The 20,132-nt window shown below is 71.8% G+C and carries 19 protein-coding genes; 10 read left to right on the top strand and 9 right to left on the bottom strand.

Features of this window, described 5'->3' with window-relative positions; genetic code table 11:
• Positions 1 to 30 precede the first annotated feature (30 nt).
• The 5 genes from ACFY5C_RS22840 to ACFY5C_RS22820 are packed head-to-tail and all read right to left on the bottom strand — an operon-like array spanning position 31 to position 5,518.
• Positions 31 to 1,293, bottom strand: a complete 1,263-nt coding sequence (locus ACFY5C_RS22840) for an MFS transporter (protein WP_389446920.1) — start codon at positions 1,291 to 1,293, stop codon at positions 31 to 33.
• Positions 1,277 to 2,314, bottom strand: a complete 1,038-nt coding sequence (locus tag ACFY5C_RS22835) for a dipeptide epimerase (protein WP_389446918.1) — start codon at positions 2,312 to 2,314, stop codon at positions 1,277 to 1,279. The genes ACFY5C_RS22840 and ACFY5C_RS22835 overlap by 17 nt, the downstream gene beginning before the upstream one ends.
• The gene (locus ACFY5C_RS22830) at positions 2,311 to 3,396 is read right to left on the bottom strand and encodes a PLP-dependent cysteine synthase family protein (protein ID WP_389446917.1); all 1,086 of its coding nucleotides are present in this window, start codon (positions 3,394 to 3,396) and stop codon (positions 2,311 to 2,313) included. The genes ACFY5C_RS22835 and ACFY5C_RS22830 overlap by 4 nt, the downstream gene beginning before the upstream one ends.
• The gene (locus ACFY5C_RS22825) at positions 3,393 to 4,265 is read right to left on the bottom strand and encodes a Rossmann-like domain-containing protein (RefSeq protein ID WP_389446915.1); all 873 of its coding nucleotides are present in this window, start codon (positions 4,263 to 4,265) and stop codon (positions 3,393 to 3,395) included. The genes ACFY5C_RS22830 and ACFY5C_RS22825 overlap by 4 nt, the downstream gene beginning before the upstream one ends.
• A complete protein-coding gene (locus ACFY5C_RS22820; RefSeq protein ID WP_389447195.1) occupies positions 4,262 to 5,518 on the bottom strand; it encodes an ATP-grasp domain-containing protein in 1,257 nt (418 codons plus the stop codon). The genes ACFY5C_RS22825 and ACFY5C_RS22820 overlap by 4 nt, the downstream gene beginning before the upstream one ends.
• A gap of 151 nt (positions 5,519 to 5,669) precedes the next feature.
• Between ACFY5C_RS22820 and ACFY5C_RS22815 the strand changes: the two genes are divergently transcribed.
• The 3 genes from ACFY5C_RS22815 to ACFY5C_RS22805 all read left to right on the top strand — a co-directional run bounded on the left by ACFY5C_RS22815 (position 5,670) and on the right by ACFY5C_RS22805 (position 9,671).
• Entirely contained in the window at positions 5,670 to 7,184 is a 1,515-nt protein-coding gene (locus ACFY5C_RS22815; RefSeq protein WP_389446913.1) for an alpha/beta hydrolase, read from the top strand.
• 545 nt (positions 7,185 to 7,729) lie between these two features.
• Entirely contained in the window at positions 7,730 to 8,779 is a 1,050-nt protein-coding gene (locus ACFY5C_RS22810) for an alpha/beta hydrolase family protein (RefSeq protein ID WP_389446911.1), read from the top strand.
• Between the two features lie 142 nt (positions 8,780 to 8,921).
• Entirely contained in the window at positions 8,922 to 9,671 is a 750-nt protein-coding gene (locus ACFY5C_RS22805) for a DUF4142 domain-containing protein (protein ID WP_389446909.1), read from the top strand.
• Positions 9,672 to 9,774: 103 nt separating this feature from the next.
• Here ACFY5C_RS22805 and ACFY5C_RS22800 read toward each other — a convergent pair whose 3' ends face one another.
• Positions 9,775 to 10,356, bottom strand: a complete 582-nt coding sequence (locus ACFY5C_RS22800; RefSeq protein ID WP_389446907.1) for a hypothetical protein — start codon at positions 10,354 to 10,356, stop codon at positions 9,775 to 9,777.
• A gap of 269 nt (positions 10,357 to 10,625) precedes the next feature.
• Here ACFY5C_RS22800 and ACFY5C_RS22795 point away from each other — a divergent pair, with 269 nt between their 5' ends.
• The 3 genes from ACFY5C_RS22795 (at position 10,626) to ACFY5C_RS22785 (ending at position 13,774) form a co-directional block, all read left to right on the top strand.
• Positions 10,626 to 11,657 (top strand): YbhN family protein, encoded by a 1,032-nt coding sequence (locus tag ACFY5C_RS22795; RefSeq protein ID WP_389447193.1) that lies wholly within the window; start codon positions 10,626 to 10,628, stop codon positions 11,655 to 11,657.
• A 180-nt stretch (positions 11,658 to 11,837) separates the two neighbouring features.
• The gene (locus tag ACFY5C_RS22790) at positions 11,838 to 13,040 is read left to right on the top strand and encodes an MFS transporter (protein ID WP_389446905.1); all 1,203 of its coding nucleotides are present in this window, start codon (positions 11,838 to 11,840) and stop codon (positions 13,038 to 13,040) included.
• 131 nt (positions 13,041 to 13,171) lie between these two features.
• Positions 13,172 to 13,774, top strand: a complete 603-nt coding sequence (locus ACFY5C_RS22785) for a TetR/AcrR family transcriptional regulator (protein WP_389447191.1) — start codon at positions 13,172 to 13,174, stop codon at positions 13,772 to 13,774.
• Between the two features lie 63 nt (positions 13,775 to 13,837).
• On the opposite strand, the gene ACFY5C_RS22780 is transcribed toward ACFY5C_RS22785, so the two are convergent.
• On the bottom strand, positions 13,838 to 14,035 hold the full coding sequence (locus ACFY5C_RS22780; RefSeq protein ID WP_389446903.1) for a response regulator transcription factor: 198 nt from the start codon (positions 14,033 to 14,035) through the stop codon (positions 13,838 to 13,840).
• Between the two features lie 288 nt (positions 14,036 to 14,323).
• On the opposite strand from ACFY5C_RS22780, the gene ACFY5C_RS22775 reads away from it, so the two are divergent.
• From ACFY5C_RS22775 to ACFY5C_RS22760, 4 genes are read left to right on the top strand one after another with little or no spacing between them, the layout of a single operon-like run.
• Positions 14,324 to 14,971, top strand: a complete 648-nt coding sequence (locus ACFY5C_RS22775) for a YitT family protein (protein ID WP_389446901.1) — start codon at positions 14,324 to 14,326, stop codon at positions 14,969 to 14,971.
• The gene (locus tag ACFY5C_RS22770; RefSeq protein ID WP_389446899.1) at positions 14,968 to 15,657 is read left to right on the top strand and encodes an O-methyltransferase; all 690 of its coding nucleotides are present in this window, start codon (positions 14,968 to 14,970) and stop codon (positions 15,655 to 15,657) included. Before ACFY5C_RS22775 ends, ACFY5C_RS22770 begins: the two co-directional genes overlap by 4 nt.
• The gene (locus tag ACFY5C_RS22765; RefSeq protein ID WP_389446897.1) at positions 15,654 to 17,216 is read left to right on the top strand and encodes an MFS transporter; all 1,563 of its coding nucleotides are present in this window, start codon (positions 15,654 to 15,656) and stop codon (positions 17,214 to 17,216) included. Before ACFY5C_RS22770 ends, ACFY5C_RS22765 begins: the two co-directional genes overlap by 4 nt.
• Complete coding sequence (locus ACFY5C_RS22760; RefSeq protein WP_389446895.1) at positions 17,213 to 18,265, top strand: LysR family transcriptional regulator; 1,053 nt, start codon at positions 17,213 to 17,215, stop codon at positions 18,263 to 18,265. Before ACFY5C_RS22765 ends, ACFY5C_RS22760 begins: the two co-directional genes overlap by 4 nt.
• Here the strand turns inward: ACFY5C_RS22760 and ACFY5C_RS22755 are convergent.
• The gene (locus tag ACFY5C_RS22755) at positions 18,206 to 18,814 is read right to left on the bottom strand and encodes a TetR family transcriptional regulator (RefSeq protein ID WP_389446893.1); all 609 of its coding nucleotides are present in this window, start codon (positions 18,812 to 18,814) and stop codon (positions 18,206 to 18,208) included. The two genes, ACFY5C_RS22760 and ACFY5C_RS22755, sit on opposite strands and share 60 nt — an antisense overlap.
• The gene (locus tag ACFY5C_RS22750; protein WP_389446891.1) at positions 18,811 to 20,097 is read right to left on the bottom strand and encodes a chorismate mutase; all 1,287 of its coding nucleotides are present in this window, start codon (positions 20,095 to 20,097) and stop codon (positions 18,811 to 18,813) included. The genes ACFY5C_RS22755 and ACFY5C_RS22750 overlap by 4 nt, the downstream gene beginning before the upstream one ends.
• Between the last annotated feature and the right edge of the window lie 35 nt (positions 20,098 to 20,132).

Genomic DNA, 20,132 nt, shown 5'->3' with positions numbered 1-20,132 from the left:
GCCGCTCCACGTCAACTCCCCTCGCAGCGCTCACGCGTTGCTCCTCTCCTCGTCCCGCAGCGGAGCCGCCGCCGCGGGACTCGCCGGCAGTGCCCCACGCCGCTGCAGCCACGCCACCCCTCCGGCCGAGGCCAGCCCGAAGAGCGCGCAGCACACCCATGGCAGCCATGCACGGCCACCGCTCTCCCCCGCGTCCATGGCCCAGCCCACGACGGCGTTGCCCAGGGCCGCGGCGATGCCGGAGACGACGTAGAAGATCCCGAAGTACGTGCCGGTCAGCTCGGGGCGGCCGAAGCGCGGGATCAGCTCCATCACGAAGGGCGAGGCGACCATGACGCCGAGGTAGAGCAGGAGCGCGCCGAGCAGCACGGGTATCGCGTCGAGCCACCCGGCGGACGCCGTGCCCGCGACCAGAGCAGGTGGCAGGAAGGCCAGGCCCATCACCGCGACGCCGACGGCTATCCAACCCCCGCGGCTGCCCTGGGACTTGAGGCTTCGTGTGATCCTCAGCTGGAGTGCCAGGTTGGCCACCGTGCCGACGAGGAAGACGATGCCCGCCGCTCCGTCCCAGCCGGTGGCCTCGCGGGCGCCGTCGGGAAGCAGCAGGTAGAGCTGGTTCTCCAGGGTGAACATGCCGATCATGGCGAGGGCGAAGGCCAGGAAGGCCCGGTTGCCGAGCACCTCGCGCCAGTCGCCGAGGACGCCGGTCCCGGTGGGCTCGACCTTGCGTGCCGGAAGGACGAGAGCCTGGGCGACAGTGAGCACCGCGAAGATCCCGGCGGCGGTCAGCGCGGATGTGCGGAAGTCGACCAGGAGCAGGGCGCTGCCCAGCAGCGGGCCGATCAGCGCACCTGTCGTCGCGAAGACGTTGAACAACGCGAACGCCTCCGCCTTCCGTTCCCCCGCCTCCTGCGCGACGTACGCCCGCACGGCCGGGTTGAACAGCGCCCCCGCGAGCCCGCTCAGCACCGACGCGGCGAGCAGCACCGGCAGCCCGTCCCCCAGCGCGAACAACGCGAACCCGACGGTCCGCAGGGCGCACCCGGCGATGATGACGCCCCGCGCCCCCAGCCGGTCGGCTGCCGAGCCGCCGATGATGAACAGGCCCTGCTGGCTGAGGTTGCGCACGCCGAGCACGACACCGACGACGGCCGCCGACATGCCCAGGTTCTGGCCGAGGTGCGTGGCGAGGTAGGGGATGAGGAGGTAGAAGCCGATGTTGACGCCGAGCTGGTTGACGAGGAGCAGCTGCACGGCGAGCGGGAAGCGCCGCATCTCATGCCACGTCTTCATGCGCCGTCACCTCCTCGACTCCCAGGCCGGGACGGGTACTTGCCCGCACGAAGCCGTCCGCGCCGCCGATCCCGCGCCACGGGTCACGGGCGAGCAGCAGATGCCCGTCGAGGTCGGTCCAGCGGGCGCGGTCGGCCAGGTGGACGGCCGGCGCCAGGCCGAGGGTGCTGGCGGTGAGGCAGCCGAGCATCAGGTCGGTCCCGCTGCCCTCGATCGCCTCGGCGATCCGCAGGGCCGCATGGACGCCCCCGCACTTGGCGAGCTTGACGTTGACGCCGTGGACGCGCCCGGCCAGGCGCCGCACGTCGGCCAGTGACACGGCGTCCTCGTCGGCGATGACGGGCAGCGGCGACTTCTCGGCGAGGGCGCCCAGTGCGTCCGGGTCGCCGGGCGCGAGGGGCTGCTCCACGGCCTCGACGCCGAGGTCGGCGAAACGGGGCAGCAGGGCCGCCGCCCGTGCCGGGCTCCAGGCACCGTTGGGGTCGAGGAGCAGCCGGGCCCGGGGAGCGGCGTCGCGGATGACCCGTACGCGTTCGATGTCGTCCTCGGGGTCGGGGGTGCCCGCCTTGACCTTGACGATCTTGAAACCGCTCGCGGCCAGCCGGCGGGCCTCGGCGGCCGCGCGGATCGGCGAGGTGATGCCGATGGTGCGCGCGGTGGCCGCCACGGGAGGTGCCGTCGTACCGAGCAGGCTGTGGACGGGGACGCCCGCGCGCTTGCCGGCCAGGTCGAGGAGCGCGGACTCGACGGCGGCCGTGACAGCGGGCGGAACGCCACCGGAGGGCAGAGCCTGAAGCGCGCTCTCGGGATCGGCGAACCGTTCCAGGTCGACTGCTGAGATCAGCCGTACGAGCGTCTCGGCGTCCAGCCCGTAGTACACGCTGCTGACGGCCTCGCCGTACCCGGTCACTCCTTCGTGCTCGACGCCCAGCCAGACGGCGTCGCGGGCGGTCATGGTGGAGCGGGAGATGCGCAGCGGCTCGGCGAGTTCGAGACGTACGGTGCGCAGGTGCGCCTTCACGGTGTCCTTCCCAGAGAGAGCGGATCGGCCACCCGCGCGCACCGCGCCCATCCGCTCGCCTCGGCGGCGTACGGGTGCGGTATCTCCACGGGTCGGCCGGCCGCGCCGGCGAGGTCGAGGCCGTGGGCGGCGATGAAGTCGTCGTCGTAGACGGTGCCGAGATAGCGGTGCGGCCCGTCGGGGAACACCGTGGCGACGACCGCCCCCGGGTGCACGCAGGCCGCCCACGCGGCGACCCGCGCGACGGCGCCGGTGCTCCAGCCGCCGCTGACGAAGCTGCCCCGGGCGAGCCGGCGGCAGCTGTCCACGGCCTCGGCGGGGCCGATCCAGTGGACCTCGTCGAAGGCGTCGTAGGCGACGTTGCGCGGGTGGATGCTGCTGCCGAGGCCGCGCATCAGGCGGGGCCGGGCGGGCTGGCCGAAGATCGTGGAGCCGGTGGCGTCGACGCCGATGAGCCGCAGCGCGGGCCAGTGCCGGCGCAGCGGGCCGATGATGCCGGCGCTGTGGCCGCCCGTGCCGACGCTGCACACCAGGATGTCCAGGTGGTCGAGCTGGGCGGAGAGCTCCGCGGCCAGGGAGGCGTAACCGGCCGTGTTGTCGGGGTTGTTGTACTGGTCGGGCCAGTAGGCGCCGGGGAGGTCGGCGAGCAGTTCGCGCAGCCGGCCGAGCCGGGCCGCCTGCCAGCCGCCCTGCGGCGCGGGGCGGTCCACGATCTCCAGGCGGACGCCGTGCGAACGCAGCAACTGCCGTATGGACGGCTCGAGTTCGCTGTCGCCGACCAGGACGACGGGATGGCCGAGCGCCTGCCCCGCGAAGGCGAGTCCGATGCCGAGTGTGCCGGAGGTGGACTCCACCACCGGGGCGCCGGGACGCAGTTCCCCGCGCTCCCGCGCGCCGAGCAGCATCGACACGGCGGCTCGCGCCTTCATGCCGCCCGCCGCGAGCCCTTCGAGCTTGGCCCAGAATCCGGGGTGGGCGTGCGGCAGGTCGGCGCCGACCCGGACGACGGGCGTGCGGCCGAGCAGGGCGAGCAACTCGGGGCGGGCGGTGGGATGTACGGCTGTGGCGGTGGTGGGGGTCATCGCTCACCGCCGGGACAGCCATGGCGATCGGCGACCTCGGTGGACCTGTACCGATGGACGATCCCGGGGCCGCCGTCGAGCCAGAAGAAGGGGTACGGCTCCGCGCACACCGCGCTCACGCCGTGCCCCAGGAAGCGGGGCAGCACCGCGCTGCCGGTCTGCGCGAACATCACCAGCTGCTTGCCGTGCCGCAGCGCGTGCTGCCGTAGCGGTTCGAAGGTGCCGTTGCCCAGGGTCATCCCGGACACCAGCAGCGCGTCGCAGCTCCCGGCCGCGGTGAGCGCGTCGGCGACGACCGGCTCGCCCCACTCCGTGGCGCCGCCCTTGAGGTCGCACGGGACATAGCCGAACCCACGCGAACGCAGCGCCGCCAGCAGGGAGTTGACCACCCCGACCACCAGCACCGTACTTCCGGCCGGCAGGTCGAGCAGCTCGATCACGGCCCTCGCCCGCGCCGTGGACTTCTCCAGCGACGACCCGGCGGGCAGGGCGACGGGCCGCGCCCCGTGGTCCGGGGTGTGCGGGGTGATGTGCATCAGGTAGGCGTCGAGGGCGGCCACCCGCACGGCAGGCACCGGATGATCGAGGAGCCGGGCCACGTCGGCGCCGACGCAGTCGTCGAGCGCGCCGTCGGGCAGTTCGCCGGGCTCGACGGCGCATGACCCGACGGCCTCGGCGAGCCGGAGGCTGAGCACCTCGTTGCGGTAGCCGGTGCCGCGCCCGTCGTGCCGTACGGCCTGCCGGGTGGTGAAGGCGACGGCGATCCGCTGCGTGCCGGGATCGGGGCCGAGGGCGCCCGCGCGGACGTGTGCGACCAGGTCTTCGTACGTCCGGCAGTGCGACGCCGGCGAGGCGTTGACGGCGGTCACCGGATCACCAGCCCCGCGCGCAGTCCGGTCAGCAGCCCTTCGACGCGGTCGCGGGCGCCGGGCCCGTCGGGGTCGGCGGCCATGACGTGGCCCAGGTACTCGTTGTTGCTGCCGGCCGCCGTCACCACCTTGCCGGGGTCGGCGAGCTGCACCTCCAACACGTCCGGCAGATCGATCAGTTGCCGTCCGTCGAGCGCCTCCAGCGTGCCCGCGCGCTCCGGGACGAGGAAGCCGATGGCGGCGCTGCACAGCCCCGTGTCCGTGCGCCTGAGGTCCGGCCTGCGGCCGAGGGCGACGTCCACGAAGGCCGCGGCGAGGTCGATGCCGGTGACGTGGCGGACGAGCTCGGTGATGCGGTTGCCGGCGGGCCGGGGGTTGACCTCGACCACGCGCGGCCCGGCGGAGGTCAGCTTGATCTCGGTGTGCGCCACGACCCCGTCCGTCAGCCCGAGCGCCTTGAGCGCGCCGAGCGTGGTCTGCTCGGCGGCCTCGATGTCGGCGAGCGACAGGGCGGCGGGGAACATGTGGCCGGTCTCGACGAAGGCGGGCGGTGCGCCGATGCTCTTGTCGGTGACGCCGACCATGTGCACGGCGCCCGCATACGACACGGTCTCGACGCTCACCTCGGGGCCGTCGAGCAGCTCTTCGAGGAGGACGGCGCGGGTGCGCAGCTGACCGCGGGCGTTGACCGGGAAGTCGGCCAACGCCCCTACGGCATCGGCGAGTTGATCCTCATCGTCCACGCGACGCACGAACATGCCCGCACACAGGTCGACCGGCTTGACGACCAGTGGATAGCCGATCTCCTTCGCGGCCCGCGCGAGATCGGCCCACTCCTCGTGCACGGCGAACCGGGGTCCCGGCAGCCCCGCGTCGGCGAGGACGTGACGGGTGGCGTCCTTGCGGCAGGCGTTCTCCACCGCCTCGGGACCGGGGCCGGGCAGACCGAGGCGCCCGGCGATCCGCGCCACCGTCGGCAGGTAGTAGTCGCAGGAGGTGATCACCCCGTCGAAGCCCAGCACCGAGTGCAGCCGCTCCACCTCGGGCAGCAGGGCGTCGAGGTCATTGGTGTCGGTCGTGATCACATTGCGCGCGCCGAGCAGCGGATGGGCCGCCCCCTCGGGCGCCGAGCGCAGGTAGTGATGCAGGTCACGAGTGAGGAAGGTGAACTCGTGCCCGCCCTCACGGATGGCGCGTGGCAGCAGTCTGCTCATCGATCCGACCCAGCTCTCGACCACCAGCAGATGAGCCACAACTCCCCTTTTCATGACGTGAATTCAGACGGCAGGGCAGCCCGGACCGCCCCTCGACGGGAGGGGTGCCGGACTTGACTGGCACACGCTATCGATAATCATTTTCATTTGCTACCCCGTTCTTACCCCGCTTCGGAGAATCGGAGAGACCTTGACCGTCCTGCCCCGCCCCACCGCCCTGCTGTGCGCCCTAGTGGCCGCGGCAGCCCTGCTCCCCACGACCGGGCACGACCGGGCTACGGCCGCGCCGGCCGCCCTCACCTTCGGCGCCTGCCCGGACTCCGTGCCGGCGCCCCCCGCACCCGACCGCGTGGAATGCGGCCGCCTCACCGTCCCGCTCGACCGCAAGAACCCGTCCGGCCCGGGCATCGAGATCGCCGTCTCCCGCGTGCCCGCCTCCGGCACACCCGCCGAGCGGCGCGGCATCCTGCTGGTGAACCCGGGTGGTCCGGGCGGCTCCGGGCTCCCCTACGCGGTGACCAAGCGCGCCAAACTCCCCGCGAGCGTGCGGCGTTCGTACGACGTCATCGGCTTCGACCCGCGCGGCGTGGGCCACAGCGCGCCGGCCGGCTGCGGCGCGATGGGCGGCCTGTTCTCCGCTCCCGGGGCCGACCCGGTGCCGACGACCCCGCAGGCCGAACGGTCGTACCTCACGTCACTGCGCCACCTGGCCGACGACTGCGCGACGAGCGCCGGCGCACGGATGCTGCCGTACCTGTCCACCGAGCAGACGGCGTACGACATGGATGCGATCCGCGCCGCGCTCGGTGAGCCGCGGACGAGCTTCCTCGGAGTCTCGTACGGCACCTACCTCGGCGCGGCGTACGCGGCGCGCTTTCCGCACCGGGTGGGCCGCATGGTGCTGGACAGCGTGGTCGGCCCCTGGGACTGGTACGACTTCGACGTGATCCAGAGCCGGGCGATGCTGCGGGCCCGCGACACGTTCTTCGCCTGGACCGCCGCGCATGCCGAACGTTTCGGGCTGGGTGGCGACGCGGGCGCCGTACGGCGCTCGTATCTGCGTGTACGCCACGGCCTGGCCGCGCGCCCGGTCGGCGGCTTCGGCCCGGCGGAGTTCGACCGGGCCGTCTACCGCGCCCTCGGCCGCACCGAACGCTGGACGGGCCTCGCCGACGGGCTACACGGCTACCTGACGGCCGGGAGCGTGGCAGGCCTGCGTCCCGCATCCGCCTTCGACAGCCCGCAGTCGCGCAACTACGAGGCGGCCAACCGGATCGTGAAGTGTGCGGACGGACCGGCGCCGACGCCCCGCAGGGTCGTGGCGGACGTGCGGCGCATACGACGTGCCGACCCGCAGCCGGTCCTGACCGGCCTGGAAGCGGCTGCCTGCGCGTACTGGCACCACCGCCCCGTGCGGCGCACCCAACTGGGCAGTCCGGCCGCCCCTCCCGTGCTGCTGGTCGCCTCCGCGCACGACCCGGTGACCCCGATCGAGGGCGCCCGGCAACTGCGCGAACTGCTGCCCGGCTCCCGGCTGGTGACGCTCGACGACGACTACTCGCACGGGGTGTTCGCCAGCCGGGGCAATGCCTGTGTGGACGGGGCGGTGGCGGGCTATCTCGTCCACGGGGAGGTGCCTGCGGCGGACGTGCGCTGCCCCGGACCGGGACTGCCGGTCGCGGCAGCGGCTGCTCCGTCCGGATGAGCTCCCCGTTGGGCGTGTTCCTCGTCCCCAGCGCCCGGTGAGCCGGGCGACGAGGAACAGGTCGGAGACCTCGCAGACCAGGGCGCGATCGCGGAGCGGGCGGAGCTGGACGGGGGCCGGTGGCGTGGCGGTTGGCGTTGGTGACCAGTTCACCGGCGAGCAGTGCGGTGGTGAACGCCGGGTCGTCGAGACCCTGGGCGGCGAGCCGTTCGGTGACCACGACACGCGCGTGGTTGACCACGGCCGGGTCGCTGGGCAGGTCCCACTGCGCCACACCCGGTCGGGGCCCGGCGTGTGGGCGCGGGCGGGTGCGGAGCCACCCGGAACCACCCGAGCGCACACCGCCACCCGGCCTGCGGCCCGTCGGAGGCTTCGAGGCCATATCACCGTAGACCTGCCGGATACCCGGCACGATTGCACCTTTCCGGCACCCGGATGCGGTGACGGGACGCACGGAACACCGGTGACCGGGACGCGCGGAACACCGTGGCATCGGGCCACCGCAGCGGGAGCCGACCGTGGCGGAGCGAGGAATACTTGGCCGCATGCGGTACCCGCGGTGCGTGGCCCGTCTCGGAGCCGGGCTGGTGCTGGTGCTCGTGACCGCCGTCGGCTGCACCGGTGACGGCGGTGACGGCGACGAGCCGGCGCCTACGGCTGCCCCGGCGTCGCCCGGAGCGGGTAGCGGCAGCCCGAGCGCGACGCCCACTCCCTCCCCCACCCCCGCCGACCCCGTCTCCCTCCCGGCCCTGATCCAGCGCGAGCACCGCGGCGCCGACCTCCGCCTCGGTGCCGTACGCGTACGCACCGACTCCTACACGCAGTACGCCGTCACGTACCGGTCCAACGGCCTGAAGATCTCCGGCATCATGAACGTCCCCACCGGCAAGGGCCCCTTCCCGGCGCTGGTCCTGGCGCACGGCTACATCGACCCGGACGTCTACACGACCGGCCAGGGCATGCCCCGGGAGCAGGACCTCCTCGCCCGCAACGGCTATGTCGTCCTGCACACCGACTACCGCAACCACGCAGGCTCCGACAACGACCCCGACAACGACGTGAACCTGCGTCTCGGCTACACCGAGGACGTCATCGCCGCCGTCCACGCGCTGCGCTCCGCGGCGCGGCCGGACGTCGACGACGACCGGATCGGCCTGATGGGGCGGTCGATGGGCGGTGGGGTCGTGTACAACACGCTGGTGGTGGCGCCCGGTCTCGTCGACGCCGCCGTCGTGTTCGCGCCGGTCAGCTCGCGCCCCGAGCAGAACATCGACCACTTCCAGCGCCCCGAGGGCGACCCGCTCGTCGCCGAGATCGAGGCCGCGCACGGCACCCCGGAGGAGAACCCCGAGTTCTGGCGGCAGGTCTCGCCGCTCACCTACGTCGACCGGGTCACCGAGCCGCTGCTGATCCACCACGGCACCGCCGACGACACCTGCCCCCTGGCGTGGACGAGGACGACCGTCGCGGCGTTCGAGGCGGCGGGCAAGAACGTGGAGCTGCGGACGTACCGGGGTGAGGGGCACACGTTCGGGCCACGGTGGCCGGACTCCATGGAGGCCACCATGAACTACTTCGAGCGCCACCTGCGCTGAGCCCCGCGACGGCCCCGCTCGTGCCGCGGCCAGTGTGACGCATCACGCACAGCCGGCCCCAAAGTTTTTCGCGCGGCGGTGATTGTTTCGCGCGTCCCGTCCGTACCTCCTGGAGTAGCAGCCGTTCATCTCTGGAGGCACGATGCCCGTCTCGCGCCGCATGGTAGGAACCGTCTTCGTGGGAGGCGCCCTCGTCCTGACCCTCTCCGCCCTCGCCTACCCGGCCATGCTGGGCGTGGAGACCACCTCCGCCAACCAGGACCGCATCATCGCCAACACGCAGTACGGGCCGCTGACCGAGGCCGACCGGGACTTCGTGGTCAAGGTCCGCGCGGCCGGCCTGTGGGAGCACCCGCTGGGCCTGATGGCGATGCAGCGGGGCACGACCCCGGAGATGAAAGAGGCCGGCGAGCACCTGGTCGTCGGACACGCCCGGCTCGACCTCGCCTGCCGCAAGCTCGCGTCCGAGTTGAACATCACGCTGCCCAACCAGGCCAGCCCGCAGCAGCAGCAGTTCGTGGCGACGGTGGATTCCAAGACGGGCAAGGAGTTCGACGCCACGGGTGTGGCGATCATGCGGGTGACGCACGGGCAGATCTTCCCGGCGATCGCGAAGATCCGCGGCACCACGCAGAACAGCTTGGTCCGTCAGCTGGCCGACCTGGCGAACGACACCGTGCTCGACCACATGACCGTCCTGGAGAAGACGGGGATGGTCAACTTCGACGCCAACAACTTCCAGCAGACCTCACCGCCGAAGCTCCCGAAGGACCAGATGACGCCGCCCGCGCCCCAGCCGGGCTCGCCGGTCCTCACGCTGGCGATCCCGAAGGGCCTGGAGGACCTGAACACCGCGTCCCCGTCGGCGCTGCCCAGCGCGGACGTCAAGTAACACCTGCTGCTGCGCCCCGGAGTTCCTCCGGGGCGCTGTCATGTGCACCGGGCGCCTCGTCGGCGACTGTCACGCGTTCCGGGTCGCCGTACCAGCCGGCCCGTCAGCCCGTCTTCCGCCCCCACGGCGTGTCCAGCCGCTCCCACTCCGCGCCCCACTCGTCCAGCCGACGCCGCTCCAGTCCCAGCCGTACCACCCAGGCCGACCCCAGCACGATGCCTGCGGTGGCCGCCCCGGCCAGGATGCCTCCGGCGACCGAGTGCAGCAGCATCTCGCTCTCGGAGAGGGGCTCGTTGGCGATGACGCCGTTGCGGTCCGTCCACACCTCGACCTTGCTGCCCGCCTGCGTCTTGGGCGGTACCCGCGCCTCGTCCGTGTGGGTCGTGCCGTCCGCGTCGGTCCAGCGGACGGTGGTCCACACGAGATGGTCGGTGGTGACCCGCGACGCCCCCGGATCCTCCGCGTCCATGACGACTACGGCGGTCACCTTGCGGCTCTCGGCCCTTTGCTGCTCCGCGGAGGCCACGACGGCGTCCGCCGCGGCGATGCCCGCGAACAGGGCAGCGCCCAGCGCGAACAGCCACCCGCACAGCACGACCCAGGCCTCGATGACGTCGCTGCGCCGCCTCAGCGGGCTGCGCCGCCACCGCCACAGCCGCACCCTCGGACATCCGCACGCAGCCATGCCGACACCCCCTTGAGCACCGACAGCACTCCTCCAGTGTGCGCCCGGGTGCCGTCGGGCGCGCGTGCTCCGGCACCGGATCACGGACACCTCGGCGCGGGCGGCGCAGGCGGCATCCCCGGTCGCGTCGCTCGCCCGCCGACGTCGCTTCGGCTGCCGGACACCACGGCGTCATGCCGGACGGGCACGTTTCCCACGTCCCCTCCTGCCTCGCCCTCAAGCCGTCCGCCCGCGTCCGCGCGGGTGTGACGCGGAAGGACGACCGCGCCGTGTCCTCTCTCCCGCTCAGCGATCTCCCCGGACCGCTGCCCGCCTGCCCCGCTACCGCCGCCACCGCCCGCTCCGCACGTCCCCGCTCCGGCTTCTCCCCCGCGCGCCTGGTGCGCCACCTGCTGACGCTGCTCCCGCTCCTGCTGATCGGGGCGTGGGCGGTGACCGATTGGCACACCGTCCAGGACGGCGCCCTCCGGCTCGCCTCCGCCGACCCCTGGTGGCTGCTGAGCGGCTTCTTCTTCACGTGCATGGGCTGGGTGACCGCCTCGGTCGTCCGCCAAGGGTCCATACCGGAACGCCTGCCGCCGGGCCTGCTGGTCGCGTCGCAGTTCGCCGCCGGCGCCGCCAACCACGTGCTTCCGGCCAGCATCGGCGCCCACGCCGTCACCCTGCGTTTCCTGCAGTACTGCGGCATACCGCTGGCCAGGGCCACCGCCTCACTCGCCCTGTACTCGCTGGTCAAGCCGATCGCGAAGACGGTGGTCCTGCTCGGTTTCCTCGTGGCCTTCCCCGAGCTGCTGCACCTGGGCGAACTCGTCCCGGACGGGCGGACGCTGGTCCTGGTGGCCGGAGGTGTGACGGCCGCCCTCGTCACGGCGGGCGTGCTCGTCACCACCGTGCGACCGCTGCGCCGCCCCCTCCTCGGCTTCGTCCGCACCGCCCTGACCGACGCGCGGATCCTGCACACCCGGCCCAGCCGCGTCCTCGCCCTCTGGGGCGGCGCCGCCGCCACCCCGCTGCTCCAGGCAAGCGTGATCGCCTCGGTCGGCTTCGCGCTGGGCCTGCCGCTGTCGTGGACGCAGGTGACCCTCGCTCTCCTCCTCGCCAGCACGGCGGTCGGCGCGGTCCCCGCACCGGGCGGCATCGGTCCCGTGGACGCGGCCCTGGTGTTCACGATGGTCACCTTCGGCGCCCCGATGAGCCTGGCCGCGGCCACCGTCATCGGTTACCGCGTCCTGACGGTCTGGATACCTCTGCTGCCGGGCGCCCTGGTGCTCTCCGTCATGGTCCAGCGCAAGCTCCTCTGAGCGGGCCGCCGGGGGGGGCGCCCGCCGCCCAGCATCGCCGGAGCCCATTGAATAGACGCGACGACTAGTCTAGTCTCATGAGTAGACGCAACGGTAAGTCTCGTCTCTGACCCGTGTGCGTCTCCTGTTCACAACCGCTCATGAGAGGCCACACCCGTGGGGAATCCGACCGTCCGCGCCATGGACCGGACCAGCGCACCAGAGAGGGTGAAGGGCGGCGGGATCGCCGTGTTCAGCGTGGCCTTCGCCTTATGGATCACCATGGCGGGCACCACGGCGCCGACCCCCCTCTATCCGCTCTACGGCGACGAGTTCGGCTTCACCCCCTTCACCGTCACCGTGGTCTTCGCCGTCTACGCGCTCGGCGTCGTCCTCGGGCTGCTGGTATTCGGGCGGCTCTCGGACCAGGTGGGACGCCGCCCCGTGCTGATCGCGGCCACCTTGCTGTCCGTGTGCGCCGCAGCCGTCTTCCTGATCGCCGAGAACCTCGGGGCCATGGTCGTCGCCCGCGTGATCTCGGGCTTCTCGGCGGCCCTGGTGACCGGCGCAGCCACCGCCTCCCTCGCCGAACGGCTCGGGCCGGACGCCCGCGTGAAGCCCGCCACGGTCGCGCTGTTCGCCAACATGGGCGGCCTGGCCTGCGGCACGCTGCTGGCCGGCATCCTGGCCGACGTCGCCCCCTCCCCACTGCGCACGCCCTGGGTCGTCATGCTCGCGCTGGCCGCCATCGGCATGCTCGGGGTCATGGTGAACGGGGAGAGCTCCGCCCACCGGTCCGGCTTCTCGCTCCAGTTCCAGCCGCTGCACGTGCCGAGCGAGATCCGCTCGGACTTCCTGCGCTCCGCGATGGCGGCCGGTTCCGGCTTCGCGGTGCTCGGCGTCCTGACGGCCGTGACCGGTCTCTTCCTCGGCACGGTGCTGCACGAGACCAGCCACGCGCTGACCGGCCTCGTGGTCTTCGTCGCCTTCGCCTGCACCGCCTTCGGACAGCTCCTGGTGCGCACCCTCAAGCCGGCCACCGCCCTGCCCGCGTCCTGCCTGGGCCTGATCATCGCCGCGGGCCTGATCGCCGCCTCGATGGCCACCGGCACCCTGGCCCCCCTGCTCGTCGGCGCCGCCGTCAACGGACTGGCGACCGGCATCGCCGTCGGCCACGGCATCGGCAGCATCACCACGCGCAGCGCTCCTCAGCACCGCGGCGCCTCGGTGTCCACGTTCTTCGCCATCCTGTACTCGATGCTCGCCGTGCCCGCGATCGGCGTGGGCGTCCTCATCCGCGAGACCAGCCTGCGGCCCGCCGGTGAGACGTTCAGCGCGGTGGTCGCGGCGCTCTCCCTCGGCGTACTGCTCAGCCTGGTGCGCACCGGCCGCAAGACCGCCTGAGTCCGGTCCCCCGCACAGCGGTTCACCCCGGGACCCTGTGCCAGAATCTCCCCACACGCACGACTCGAAAGGTTGACGGGACCATCAGCGCCACGCGGAAGCCAAAGCCGGCCTGCGAACAGAACCCGGTCATCAGCCGAACCGGCCCACGCCGCAGCGAGAGCGTCCGGCTCGCGGTACTGCACGCCGCCGACGATCTCCTCGTCGAGCGGGGGTTCACCGGCCTGACCATCGAGGGCATCGCCCAGCGCGCCGGTGTGGCCAAGCAGACGATCTACCGCTGGTGGAAGTCGAAGGTCGACATCCTTCTGGACACCCTCATCGACGACGCCCGCGAGGCCCTCGAGTGGCGGACGGACGAGTCCGCGAGCGTTGAGGAGACCCTCGTGTCCCATCTGCGGCGCGTGGCCGACTTCTTCGAGGAGCCGGCGGGCCAGGTACTCCAGGCCCTGCTCGGCCAGGCCCAACTGGAGAGCGACACGGCCGTGTCGCTGCGGGAAGGCTTCCTGAAGGAGCAACGCGAGCGCGACGTGAGCGGCCTGCGCGAGCTCCTCGCCCGCGACCACGAACTGGTCGTGGACGAACGGACCCTCGATCACCTGGTGGACCTTCTGCTCGGCCCGCTGTACTACCGCGTGCTCGTGTTCGGCGCAGCCATCGACCAGGAGCTCGTGGACTCCACGGCCCGGCTCGTCCTGACCCTCGCCCGCGAGTCGTCGTCCGCGTCCCCCTGACGGACCGTTGCACATGTGTGGCCCCCGGCGTCTGCCGCCGGGGGCCACTCTCACATACGTCACTCAGTGCAGGCTGATGCAACCGTTTCTGATTCCCGAGATGACGGCCTCGGTACGTGAAGCGGCGCCAAGTTTGATGAAGATCGAGTGCAGATGAACCTTCACGGTGCGCTCGGAAATTCCGAGCACCCTCCCTACCATCCTGTTGGAGTATCCCTCCTTGATTCCGTCAAGGACCTGGCACTCGCGCGGTGTGAGCATCGAAGCCGACCTCGGCACTAACCCCTCGGACCCCGGACGGGATACGCGAGACATGTGTTCCCCCTGTCATGCAATGGTCATCAGTCACCCAGGCAACGATTGCGCGTTGCGCAATAATTATATGGCCGAGATTCAATCATGGCATCAAACGTGGGTTACCTCACACTTGAAGTTGTATCTTGAAATTCTTAGTGGTGAGGCACTTCCATTCGGTGAAAGTGCATGTTGCACACAACGCACTGGATTAATAACCGGGCGGTCAATAGAGTGAAGCCCGGAGGTGAGCCGATGCTCATTCACCGCGAATGGCGAAACAATCACTTACTCTATCTGGCGGGCTGCCTCGTCTTCTCCGCAGGCGCCTATCTCTTCATCCACTCGGATCTGGGCACCGACCCCCTCGACGTGTTCGCGCTCGGCCTGCTGGAGCACGTGCCCGTCACGGTGGGCCTCTCCCAGGCCACGGTGGCCGCGATCTGCCTGGCCGTCGTGGCGGCCTGGACCCGGACCCGGCCCCTGCTGTCCCCCCTGTTCACCTTCTTCTTCTGCGGCAGCGTCATCGACCTGCTGCGCTGGTCGGACCCGGCTCGCGACCTGCCGATTCCCTCCCCTGGAGTCCTCGCGGGCGCGGTCCTGCTCTGCGCGTACGGCTCGGCCCTCATCATCATGAGCGGCTTCGGCATCCGGGCCATCGATCTGCTGGCCCTCACCATGACCAGTAAATGGCGCTGGCCCTTCTGGACGACGAAAGGGCTCATCGAGGCGTCTCTCATGACCCTCGGATTCCTTATGGGCGGACCACTCGGAATCGGGACGATCTGTTTTCTGGTGGGGGTCGATCTGCTTATCCAGCCCCTCATCAGAGTCAATTCGAAGGTGATCCGGAGCAATATTCCTGATGCCCTCGGAAGCCCCTTCAAGGAAGTACGGACATGACCTCCTCACTTTTCTCGCCACGCATTCAGGACGTAGTGAACCGCATTGCGTCCGAGCAACTGCGGATCGACGAGAAAGAGCAGCCGAAACTGCTCGAAAAGATAAAGCAGCGCGAGATTCCCTGGACTCCTGAGGAACTCGTGGCCGCGTGTGCCGGCGGCTACTACGCCGCCCCGGCGGCCATCGGCCGGATGCTCTACACCTGTGTCCGCGCCATGCGTCCGCAGACCGTCTTCGAGTTCGGCACCTCGTACGGATTCACGGCCATCCATATCGCGGCGGCCCTGCGCGACAATGGATCGGGAAAGCTGTACACCGTGGACCTGCACGCGGGAAAGTGTCTGGCGGCCCGGGACAATCTCACGTCCGCCGGACTCGACGAATACGCCGAAGTCGTCACCGGTGAGGCGGTGGCCGTGGTCTCTTCGTTCTCCCGTCCGATCGACTTCCTCTATCTGGACGGGTGGGTGGATTTCTATCTCGACGTCGTCCGCGCCGCCGAACCCCGGCTCCGGGCAGGTGCCCTGGTGCACGCGGACGACACCGAGAAGTTCGCGGCCGGGGCCCGCCCCTATCTCGACCATGTCCGCGATCCCGCCAACGGCTATGTCTCCGTCGGCATCACCGACGGCCAGGGCCTCGAACTCTCCACCTACACGGGCCCGTCCGAACGGGCCCTCTCATGACCGCCGCCCCGCCGGCCGACCCCGTGCAGTCCACGGCCGCGCGGGGCGGTGCACTTCCCGGTTCGCGCGCGGCCGCCGCCGCCCTCGGGATGTGCGTCATGCTGGTGTTCGGCTTGGGCGCGAGTGTGAACCTGGCGGTCGGCCGGCTGGCCACCAGCGCGCTGCACCCGACGCCGACCCAGGTGCTGTGGATCGTCGACAGCTATCTCATCGTCTTCGGCTGTCTGCTGATCCCGAGCGGCGCCCTGGGAGACCGCTTCGGCCGCAAGGGGGCCCTGCTCGCCGGCCTGGCCCTGATGGTCGTGGGGTCCCTCGGATCCGCCGTCTCCCCCACCGTGCCCCTCCTGCTCGCGGCACGAGCGGTGACCGGTGCCGGTGCCGCCCTCGTCCTGCCCAACAGCCTCCCGCTGCTGATCGGTTGCTACGCACCCGACAAACGCGGCCATGCCGTGGCGCTGTGGACCGCGCTGAGCGGCGGCGGCGGTGTCGCGGGCAATGTCGTGGGCGGTGCCGTTCTCCAGTACTTCGACTGGCAGGCCCTGTTCGCGGTCGCCGCTCCCTTGGCCGTGTTCGGTCTCGCGGTGGCCGCGAGGTCCCTGCCCCGGGTCGAACGCCATCACCACCCCGTCGACACGGGCGGGGTGCTCCTCCTCGTCGTCACGGTCTTCTGCGTGCTGTTCGGCATCATCGAGGGCGCGGAACTCGGCTGGGCCTCGCCCGCCGTACTCCTTGCCCTCGCCGCCGGAGCGTCGTTCCTCCTGCTCTTCTGCCGTCACGAACTCCGTCGCGCGGAGCCCATGCTGGACCCCCGGGTGTTCCGCCGTCCCGGCATGCGCGCGGGCACCCTCGGCATCGTCGTCTCGTTCATCGCGATGTACTCGGTGTTCTATCTCAACGGCCAGTACCTGATGAACGTGAAGGACTACCCGGCCGCGCTGGCAGGCCTGGGCACGGCACCCCTGGCCGTCGTGATCTTCCTCGTCTCGCCGCGTGCCGCCCGGCTGGCCGACCGGCACGGACCCCGCCCCGTCGTCGCCTGCGGACTGCTGCTCGTGGTCGCCGGACTGGGGCTGTTCTCCCTGTGCGGGCCGGGCACGCCCTATGTGCTGTACGCCGGGTGCATCATCGTGGTCGGTGTCGGCTCGGGGCTGTCCAATCCGCCGTTGTCCAACGCCGTCGTCACCTCCGTGCCCGCGCGGCAGGCCGGGGTCGGCTCGGGCGTCAACAGCTTCAGCCGGGAGATCGGCGGAGCGCTCGGATTCGCCGTCTTCGGCACGCTGCTCAACATCCGGTTCGCCGACGCCCTCCCCGCCCGGCTGCGGCATCTGACGGACGACTCGGCCGGCGGGCAGGCCCTGGGGACCACTCTGCGCGGGGCGCGGCAGCTCGGCTCCGACGACGGCGCGCGGCTCGCCGCTCAGGTGCGCGAGGCGTTCAGCACCGGTATGGCCGATTCGTTGCGGGTGATCGGCGTCGTGCTGCTGCTGGCGGCGCTGCTGGTCGTCCACTGGCTGCGTCCGCACGAGGCACAGCGGAACTCTTCTCGGGAGAAGCATTGAGCGCCACCGGCATCGAAGACTCCGGCCACGACCGGGAGTGGGCCGACGGGCTGGCGGGCGCCTGCGGGCCGGCCGTGGACATGCGGCTGCTGCCGGCCCTGGACGCCCTGCTCCAGGAGGGGAGCGTCACCGGAGCGGCCGAGCGGCTCGCGCTGTCCCCGCCCGCCATGAGCCGCGCCCTGTCCAAGATCCGCCGCGCCCTCGGCGACCCCGTCCTGGTCCGTGCCGGGCGTGGTCTGGTGCCCACGCCCAGGGCACTGGAACTCCAGCCGAAGGTACGGGCGTTGATGCGTGAGGCGGAGTCACTGCTCACGCCGAGCAGGCAGGAGGACCTCACCCGGGTCGACAGGACGCTGACCATCGTCGCGGACGAGGCCTACGCGGCGGTTCTGGCGCCGGTGCTGCTGAACCGGGCGAGCGCCCAGGTGCCGCTCGCCCGGTTCACCTTCACCGTGCAGAACTCCCACGGCAGCGCGCCGCTGCGGGAGGGCGCCGTGGACATCGAGGTCGGCATCATCGACGAGCCCAGTCCCGAACTGCGGATCGAGCCGCTGTTCGACGACCGGTTCGTAGGAGTGGCACGAGCCGGTCATCCGCTCCTCGACGACGTGGTGACGGCGGAGGCGTTCGCGTCGGTGCGGCACATCAGCGTCTCCCGCAAGGGCCGTATGACGGGCCCGATCGATGCCGCCCTGCACGCCCGCGGCCTGAGCCGGGACGTCGTCGCCGCGGTGCCGAGCTACGGCGAGGCGCTGCTGATGATCCCCGCCGGCGACTTCGTGACGGCGATGCCCCGCTCGCTGGCCGGCAGCGCGCGCTGGGCCGTGGGCGTCGAGGTGTTCGACCTCCCGGTCGACACGGAGCCCATCAGCATCTGCCAGGCGTGGCATCCCCGGCATGACACCGAGCCGGTGCATCTGTGGCTCCGGCAGGCCGTACGGGCGGCGCTCACCCGGCAGACTCCCGGGGGTCCCGTCGTCCGGGGCGGCTCAGGAGATCCCGGCGAGCGAGCGGCGGACCGGACCGTCGAGCAGCAGACCGACCACTGAGGCCGACGGCGGCGCACCCGGCGCGTCCGACGGACCACCGGGCCCGACGACGGCGCCGAGGAGCAGCCGGGCCGCGAGTGCGGGTGCGATGTCGCTGCGTACGTCACCCTGGGCGGCGGCGAGCTCCAGCAGCTCCGTCAGTCGCCGGATCACCGCGTCACGGCAGACGGCATCGGGGTCTTCACTGCCGGTCCACGGGTGCGGTGTCCAGAAAAGCGCGTGTCCCGCGGGGTCGCCCGACGCCGCGTCTGCCAGTCCGCGCAGCAGTGCGGCGAGGGTCTGTACGGGCCGGCCGTGCGGCGGCGCGCTCGCCGCGAGCAACGCCCGCACGGTGGTGCGAGCCGGCGCCGTCACCGCGTGCAGCAGCTCCGCCTTGTTCTTCACATGGCGGTACAACGCGCCCTTGGTCACGCCGAGACGGTCGGCGAGGTCGCTCATGCTCGTCGCGTCGTAGCCACGCTCGTGGAACAGCGCCGTCGCGGCCGCGAGGAGGAGCTCACGACCGCGACGACGAGGCAGGGGCGGCGCCGCCCCCGGGGGTGCGCTCACCGTGCCGACCGCCCCCGGCACAACTGGAGCAGGGCCTCGGCGAGTCCGGCGCCGCCCTCGCCCAGTTCCTCGGCGTACCGGCCCCGTATGGCGTGCTCGCGCCCGGCGTCCAGGTTCGTGCCGCCACGACCGGTGCGCAGGCGCTGGATCTCCCGGGAAGTGCGCAGCCGTTCCTTGAGCGTGCCGATGAGAAAGCGGTCCAGGTCGTCGATCTGCTCCCGCAGCTGTGCGATGTCCTCGGGTGCGGGCTGCGGGGGGCGGGGCGCCCCGGTGGTGGTCTCGTCGGCTGCCTCGGCGGGCATCGTCCTGCTCCCTTCGTACGAGTCGTAGACGTGGCACAAGTCGTTGGGGTGGCTGAGGTCGTGGGAGTGGCACGGGTCGTGGGGCCGGGACGGGTCGTGGGGCCGGGACGGGTCGTGGGGCCGGGACGGGTCCTGCGCCGCCGTGTACGACCCCAGGGTTCTCAGCCCCGGTACGCGCAGCCGGAGCAGTCCGATGGCGCGCGCGGTGGGCGGCTCGTCAGGTCGGCCCGGGCAGTCGGCGAAGAGGAGCGCCCCCCTCCCGCCGTCGCGCACGGCGTACAGGCACACGGCCCGCAGAAAGGGGTGGCGCCGCAGGTCGGCCAGGAGCCCGTCGACGTCCTGCGGCCGCCCGTCGAGCCGCCCGATCATTGAGGTGCGGTCGGCGGGCGCGAGGGCGGGCAGGCCGCGCCCGCCGGGGCGCGCGCACAGCAGGAACCGGGTGGTGGCACCCGCGGTGTCCTGTATCCCGGAGGCGGCGACCCGCAGACCGTAGGGGGCGGCGGTGAACTCTCCGGCCACCGCGGCGTCGCACTCCCCGTCCCGGACCAGGCGCGCCGCCTCTGCGTTGGACGCCGCGGGCAGCCGGCGTGCCCGTGGCACCCGGCCGCTGAGCCAGCCGCCGACCTGCCGCAGCGCGTGCGGGTGCCCGCTCACCGTACGGATCCGGGCGAGTGGCGTTCCGGGCCGGACCAGCAGGGCGAACTCGATGCCCAGCACGACCTCGCGCAGCACGCTCGGCGCGGGCGACTCGGCGAGCGCACGCAGCGTCTCCGGGACCATCCCCGCCACGGTGTTGTGCACGGGAAGCATGGCGGCGTCGGCGTCTGCCCGGACCACCAGCGCCAGGGCCTGCGAGGCCGAGGCGACCGGTGTCAGCCGGGCACCCTCGGCCTCGGGAAGCGAGCGCAACGCCCGCTCCGTGAAGGTGCCGCGCGGCCCCAGATAGGCGAACCGCCATTGCGGGCGCGGAGGTCGGTCCATGGCGGGCCGCGCCCGTGGATCGTGTACCCGTGAGT

It is taken from the genome of Streptomyces sp. NPDC012935 (assembly GCF_042900345.1).
Classification (GTDB): domain Bacteria; phylum Actinomycetota; class Actinomycetes; order Streptomycetales; family Streptomycetaceae; genus Streptomyces.
This window is presented reverse-complemented; position numbering and strand designations above follow the sequence as displayed.

Excerpts from the sequence above, each read along its gene's own strand:
- ACFY5C_RS22840 (WP_389446920.1), bottom strand. The coding sequence starts at position 1,293 with ATGAAGACGTGGCATGAGATGCGGCGCTTCCCGCTCGCCGTGCAGCTG.
- ACFY5C_RS22830 (WP_389446917.1), bottom strand. The coding sequence starts at position 3,396 with ATGACCCCCACCACCGCCACAGCCGTACATCCCACCGCCCGCCCCGAG.
- ACFY5C_RS22810 (WP_389446911.1), top strand. The coding sequence starts at position 7,730 with ATGCGGTACCCGCGGTGCGTGGCCCGTCTCGGAGCCGGGCTGGTGCTG.
- ACFY5C_RS22805 (WP_389446909.1), top strand. The coding sequence starts at position 8,922 with ATGCCCGTCTCGCGCCGCATGGTAGGAACCGTCTTCGTGGGAGGCGCC.
- ACFY5C_RS22800 (WP_389446907.1), bottom strand. The coding sequence starts at position 10,356 with ATGGCTGCGTGCGGATGTCCGAGGGTGCGGCTGTGGCGGTGGCGGCGC.
- ACFY5C_RS22790 (WP_389446905.1), top strand. The coding sequence starts at position 11,838 with ATGGACCGGACCAGCGCACCAGAGAGGGTGAAGGGCGGCGGGATCGCC.
- ACFY5C_RS22780 (WP_389446903.1), bottom strand. The coding sequence starts at position 14,035 with ATGCTCACACCGCGCGAGTGCCAGGTCCTTGACGGAATCAAGGAGGGA.
- ACFY5C_RS22775 (WP_389446901.1), top strand. The coding sequence starts at position 14,324 with ATGCTCATTCACCGCGAATGGCGAAACAATCACTTACTCTATCTGGCG.
- ACFY5C_RS22770 (WP_389446899.1), top strand. The coding sequence starts at position 14,968 with ATGACCTCCTCACTTTTCTCGCCACGCATTCAGGACGTAGTGAACCGC.
- ACFY5C_RS22765 (WP_389446897.1), top strand. The coding sequence starts at position 15,654 with ATGACCGCCGCCCCGCCGGCCGACCCCGTGCAGTCCACGGCCGCGCGG.
- ACFY5C_RS22750 (WP_389446891.1), bottom strand. The coding sequence starts at position 20,097 with ATGGACCGACCTCCGCGCCCGCAATGGCGGTTCGCCTATCTGGGGCCG.